This is a genomic window from Psittacicella hinzii (assembly GCF_003585935.1).
Lineage (GTDB): Bacteria > Pseudomonadota > Gammaproteobacteria > Enterobacterales > Psittacicellaceae > Psittacicella > Psittacicella hinzii.
The window spans coordinates 1-4563 of the sequence record NZ_NRJG01000199.1 but is presented as its reverse complement, the minus strand read 5'-3'; the positions used below and the strand labels follow the sequence as shown (position 1 = coordinate 4563).

7 protein-coding genes are annotated in these 4563 nt (G+C 35.8%); all 7 read left to right on the top strand.

Annotation, left to right across the window (positions count from 1 at the left end):
- The first annotated feature begins 169 nt into the window (after positions 1-169).
- Positions 170-526 (top strand): 30S ribosomal protein S13, encoded by a 357-nt coding sequence (gene rpsM, locus CKF58_RS08130; RefSeq protein ID WP_119532752.1) that lies wholly within the window; start codon positions 170-172, stop codon positions 524-526.
- A gap of 17 nt (positions 527-543) precedes the next feature.
- Positions 544-936 carry a 30S ribosomal protein S11 gene (gene rpsK / locus CKF58_RS08125; RefSeq protein ID WP_119532751.1) on the top strand — a complete coding sequence of 131 codons (393 nt, stop codon included), beginning with the start codon at positions 544-546 and terminating at the stop codon, positions 934-936.
- Between the two features lie 39 nt (positions 937-975).
- The gene (gene rpsD / locus CKF58_RS08120; RefSeq protein WP_119532750.1) at positions 976-1611 is read left to right on the top strand and encodes a 30S ribosomal protein S4; all 636 of its coding nucleotides are present in this window, start codon (positions 976-978) and stop codon (positions 1609-1611) included.
- A 32-nt stretch (positions 1612-1643) separates the two neighbouring features.
- Positions 1644-2669 (top strand): DNA-directed RNA polymerase subunit alpha, encoded by a 1026-nt coding sequence (locus CKF58_RS08115; RefSeq protein WP_119532749.1) that lies wholly within the window; start codon positions 1644-1646, stop codon positions 2667-2669.
- Between the two features lie 26 nt (positions 2670-2695).
- Entirely contained in the window at positions 2696-3061 is a 366-nt protein-coding gene (gene rplQ / locus CKF58_RS08110) for a 50S ribosomal protein L17 (RefSeq protein ID WP_119532748.1), read from the top strand.
- A gap of 160 nt (positions 3062-3221) precedes the next feature.
- Positions 3222-3752 carry an inorganic diphosphatase gene (gene ppa / locus CKF58_RS08105; RefSeq protein WP_119532747.1) on the top strand — a complete coding sequence of 177 codons (531 nt, stop codon included), beginning with the start codon at positions 3222-3224 and terminating at the stop codon, positions 3750-3752.
- Between the two features lie 60 nt (positions 3753-3812).
- On the top strand, positions 3813-4563 hold a 751-nt coding region (locus tag CKF58_RS08100; protein ID WP_147397248.1), incomplete at its 3' end, for a primosomal protein N' family DNA-binding protein.

The window sequence follows — 4563 nt, the reverse complement described above, 5'->3', positions numbered from 1 at the left end:
TTATCCCCCTATACTACTTTATTAAAAGTCAACACTTATAACTTTTTTATTTTAGGTAGCATTATTTTTAAATAATGCTTATTATTTTTTATCATTTTATAAACTGTGTTTTGAGTATCCTGAAACGGGCTTTTCAAGATACACAGTTTTTAAGACACTAGGAGTGCAAATGGCCCGTATTGCAGGCGTTAACATTCCTGATCAAAAACATACTGTAATTGCTTTAACTGCAATCTACGGTATCGGTGCTACACGTGCTAAACATATCTGTGAAGTTACAGGTATTGCGCCAAGTACAAAGATCAAGGAATTATCAGAAGAACAAATCGATCAGTTACGTGCTGAAGTTGCTAAATTCACTGTAGAAGGTGACTTACGTCGTGAAGTTAACATGAGCATCAAACGTCTAACAGACTTAGGTTGCTACCGTGGCTTACGTCACCGTCGTGGTTTACCTGTACGTGGTCAACGTACTAAGACTAATGCTCGCACACGCAAAGGTCCAGCTAAACCAATTAAAAAATAATCGGAGAATAAAGTAACATGGCTAATCCAGCTCGTAACACACGTTCTAAACGTGTTAAAAAGAATGTCGTTGATGGTGTAGCACATATTCATGCTTCTTTCAACAATACAATCGTTACAATTAGTGATCGTCAAGGTAATACATTAGCTTGGGCTACTGCAGGTGGTTCTGGTTTCCGTGGTTCACGTAAATCTACTCCATTCGCAGGTCAAGTAGCTGCTGAACGCGTTGCTGAAAAATGTAAAGAGTTCGGTTTAAAAAATCTAGACGTGCGTGTTAAAGGTCCAGGCCCAGGTCGTGAATCTACAATCCGTGCTTTAAATGCAGCAGGTTACCGCATTACTAGCATTATCGATGTAACACCTATCCCTCACAACGGTTGTCGTCCACCGAAAAAACGTCGTATTTAATATTAACGTATTCGGTAGAAATATTGGAGAAAGCATAAAATGGCAAGATATTTAGGACCTAAAGTAAAACTATGCCGTCGTGAAGGTACTGATTTATTCCTTAAATCTTCTTTACGTGGTTTAGAAAATAAATTAAAGAAAGGTCGTTTAGAAACTGCACCAGGTCAACATGGTGCTCGTAGAGCTCGTTTATCAGACTACGGTAATCAATTACGTGAAAAACAAAAAGTTCGTCGCTTATACGGTATTTTAGAGCGTCAATTCAGTAACTACTATACTGAAGCTAACCGCTTAAAAGGTAATACTGGTGAGAACTTATTACAATTATTAGAAAGTCGTTTAGATAATACAGTTTACAGAATGGGTTTTGCAGCTACTCGTGCTGAAGCTCGTCAACTAGTAAGTCACAAAAGTGTTCTAGTAAACGGTAAAGTAGTAAACATCCCTTCTTACCAATTAAAAGCAAGCGATGTTGTATCTATTCGTGAAAAAGCTAAAAAACAAGTGCGTATTAAATCTGCTCTTGAATTAGCTAAAAACCGTTTAAGCGCTACATGGTTAGACGTTGATGCTGATAAAATGGAAGGTGTTTTCAAAGCAGCTCCAGAACGCAATGAAATCCCAGCTGATATCATTATCAATGAACAGTTAATTATCGAGTTATACTCAAAATAGTTAGTCTGAATTAATATCAAGTAGAGGATTTTATGGAATCGACAAGAATTAACCTTCTTACTCCATCAGCGATTGACATTGAAGAGTATGCTGAACCATATTTTTCGAAAGTTACATTACAACCATTAGAACGTGGTTTTGGACATACTTTAGGAAACAGTTTACGTCGTATCCTCTTATCTGTGATGCCTGGTGCAGCTGTTACCGAAGTTTGTATTGAAGGTATTCAGCAAGAATACGATACTATTGACGGCGTTCAAGAAGATGTATTAAACATTTTATTAAACTTCCAAGAGTTAGCAGTTAAGCTAGACGATGGAATGGATGATGTTGTAGTACAATTTGAGAAAAAAGGCGCTGGCGAGTTAACAGCAGGTGACATTATTGCTCAACCTGGCGTTGAAGTTATTAACAAAGATTTAATCCTTTGTCGTTTAACTGATCAAAACGCAAGTATTCGCATCCATGTACGCATTCAGACTGGTACTGGTTATTCACCTGCCAAAGATCGTCGCGAAAAAGGCGTTGAACCTAAAATCAATATTTTAGGTTCAAAAACAGTAATGATCGATGCAAAATTTGCACCGGTTAAAGTTGTAAACTACGAAGTAGCTACAGCTCGTCACGGTCAATCAAATGACTACGACAAACTTATCATTACTTTACAAACTAATGGTAGTATTGATCCACAAAACGCGATCCGTCGTGCTGCATCAATTCTTCACCAACAATTAGTGCCTTTTGTTGATCTGAAAGCAATTGAACAACAAACAGAACCAACTGTTAAAAAACCAGAATTTGAACCTATCTTATTAGAGTCTGTTGATGCTTTAGAGTTAACTGTACGTTCAGCTAACTGCTTAAAAGCAGAAAACATTCGTTACATTGGTGATTTAGTACAAAAAACTGAAATTGAGTTATTAAAAGCTCCAAATTTAGGTCGTAAATCACTAAACGAAATTAAAGATATCTTAAAGAATCATGGTCTTCAACTAGGTACACGCCTAGTGAATTGGCCACCAGCAGAACTTAATACTGGCAATAACGGCAGTAATTAAGTTTAGCTTACTAGGAGTTTTAATAGATGCGCCATCTAAAAACTGGTCGTAAACTAAACCGCAATAGTTCTCATCGTAAGGCGTTGTTCCGCAACTTAACTATTGCATTAGTTCAACACGAAATTATCAAAACAACTTTACCAAAAGCTAAAGAATTACGTGGTTACATTGAGCCATTAATCACTTTAGCAAAAGTTGATACTACAGCAAACCGTCGTTTAGCATTCGCTCGTTTAGGTAACAACAAAGAAGCTGTTACTAAACTATTTGAAGTGTTAGGTCCACTTTTCAAAGATCGTAAAGGTGGTTACACTCGCGTATTAAAAAACGGCTACCGTGCTGGAGATGCTGCTCCAATGGCAGTTATCGAATTAGTAGAAAAATCTAAATAATAATTTACACTGTATTCAAGATACTAAAAGAGGTTATGCAAAAGCATAGCCTCTTTTAGTATCTATTTTTTGCTTAAATTCTCGAGAAGCATGGAGTTATGCGTCTATTAGTGATATAATAAAGCTGTATAGATTTTTATATTAGTAAAAGGATTATTCCATGTTATTAGATAAAGTACCAGCTGGTAAAGAATTACCACATGATTTCAACGTTGTTATTGAAATTCCAGCTTACTCTAACCCAGTAAAATATGAAGTTGATAAAGAATCAGGCGCATTATTCTGTGACCGTTTCTTAGGTACTTCAATGCAATACCCTCTAAACTATGGTTTTATTAATCAAACTCTTTCTTTAGATGGTGACCCAGTTGACGTATTAGTATTAACTCCATTCCCACTAGAGTACGGTTCAGTAATTCGTTGTCGTGCAGTTGGTGTTTTAAAAATGACTGACGAGTCTGGTGTTGACGCTAAAGTTTTAGCTGTTCCACACGATAAAGTAACTCCAATGTACAAAGATATCCAAGATATCGAAGACTTCCCAGCACACTTAAAAGAACAAACCAAACACTTTTTCGAACACTATAAAGATTTAGAAAAAGGTAAATGGGTTAAAGTCGAAGCTTGGGAAAACAAAGCGGCTGCTGAACAAGAAATTATGGACAGCTACAACCGCTACCAAAACCAATAATTTAAAATAAAAAGCGAGATTTAATCTCGCTTTTTCTATATCAATTCTTAGGACGCAAATATGACTACCCCTCCAATTTATGTTGAATTAGCTATTCCAGCCAATTTAAACCAAGTTTATGTATATAAATTACAACTTGGTATGGAACATGCAAAAGTTGGAGGGGTAGTATATGTTAATTTTAATAATCGCTATGTCCATGCTGTAATTACAGCTTTAAATGTACAACCTAACTATGATCCGGCTAAAATTAAAGCCGTGCACTCTTTAGTTAATCCTTGTTATTTTAGTGCTGAGCTTTTTTCCGTACTGCAATTTGCTGCTAACTATTTTATTGCAAGCCCAGGTACTACTTTATATACTGCACTACCTCCGCTATATCGAGGCACTTTACCTAAACCTGAGAGTACGAGTTACATTGAGTTTACTCTTGCTACCCCAGTGTATGAATTACTTGAACAATTTTGGGCTCTACAACCAAATTTAGAAATGCACTTAGGGAAATATAAAGTTTCTCAATTCTTAAGCTCAACAATTGATCTAAGTTATATTGATCTAGAAGCACTAGTTACACTTGAGTTTATTCAAGAATTTAGTGCTCATTGGCAAGCAACCTATCAAGAACTTATTAATGTTCAAGAAAGTAAAAACTTTAAATCGGCTTTAAAACAAGCAGGTTTAACTCTGGTAACTTGGAGATTATTGTATAACATTATTGGTTATACCTTATTAGCAAAACTTTTAAAATTACAGTTACAGCAAAAAGTCATTGCTCAAATCTTAAATTCTAATGTTTCTAATATCTCTAATG

Coding starts and splice junctions, on each gene's coding strand:
- ppa (WP_119532747.1), top strand. CDS start 3,222: ATGTTATTAGATAAAGTACCAGCTGGTAAAGAATTACCACATGATTTC.
- rpsM (WP_119532752.1), top strand. CDS start 170: ATGGCCCGTATTGCAGGCGTTAACATTCCTGATCAAAAACATACTGTA.
- rpsK (WP_119532751.1), top strand. CDS start 544: ATGGCTAATCCAGCTCGTAACACACGTTCTAAACGTGTTAAAAAGAAT.
- rpsD (WP_119532750.1), top strand. CDS start 976: ATGGCAAGATATTTAGGACCTAAAGTAAAACTATGCCGTCGTGAAGGT.
- CKF58_RS08115 (WP_119532749.1), top strand. CDS start 1,644: ATGGAATCGACAAGAATTAACCTTCTTACTCCATCAGCGATTGACATT.
- rplQ (WP_119532748.1), top strand. CDS start 2,696: ATGCGCCATCTAAAAACTGGTCGTAAACTAAACCGCAATAGTTCTCAT.